At 59.1% G+C, this 668-nt stretch carries 1 protein-coding gene and 1 pseudogene; one reads left to right on the top strand and one right to left on the bottom strand.

The features are described from left to right. Positions 1 to 124 (bottom strand): annotated as a pseudogene (locus A3764_RS24905) (phytanoyl-CoA dioxygenase family protein); the annotation flags it as partial. A gap of 83 nt (positions 125 to 207) precedes the next feature. Here A3764_RS24905 and A3764_RS21380 point away from each other — a divergent pair. Further along, a partial coding sequence (locus tag A3764_RS21380) for a LysR family transcriptional regulator (RefSeq protein WP_150122380.1) occupies positions 208 to 668 on the top strand: 461 nt, incomplete at its 3' end.

Below are 668 nucleotides of genomic sequence, written 5' to 3'. Positions count from 1 at the left end.
CGTGCATGTTCCGCTCTATCCCGTTGCGGATGGTATCCACGTGATCGGCGAACAGGCCCTTGATCAGAACGACGCCGTCGCGCTGGAAACTGTCGATGTGGTCCTGACTGAGAAGTGCATGCATGGGCTGGATCCTCCTTTGCCACCGGTGATACGGGAGGTAGGATTTAACGTCTAATAATATCTAACGATAATATTATTAGTGTGATGCTATATATAACTCTGCGCCAATACGAATACCTCGTCGGGGTCGCCGATACGAAAAGCCTGACCCGCGCGGCCCAGCTGTTGCACGTGTCGCAGCCGTCTTTGTCCGTTGCCATCACCCGGGTAGAACGGCGACTGGGCCAGCCCATCTTCCTGCGCGGGAAGGGCGCCGCGATCGAGATCACACCGTTCGGCCACCGCGTTCTCGCCAAGGCGCGGGGGGTGCTGGAACTGGCCAGCCGGATCGAACAGGAGGATGCGGCTGCGACGCCCTTCGTGCTGGGGTGTTTCGAGGACATCGCGCCATGGTATCTGGCGCCCGCCCTCGACCGATTGAAAAGCCGTTTTACCGATCTGCGCATCGAGGGGCGTGAGGGAAGGTTTACCGATATCGCCGACGCGCTGACCACCGGGCGTATGGATGTGGCGATTTCATACGACGTCGGCTTCGCGGGCAAATT

This window comes from Sulfitobacter sp. HI0129 (assembly GCF_001635395.1).
Lineage (GTDB): Bacteria > Pseudomonadota > Alphaproteobacteria > Rhodobacterales > Rhodobacteraceae > Sulfitobacter.
Note: the sequence above shows the minus strand (reverse complement) of the source record. Positions and strands in the feature narration are given on the sequence as shown.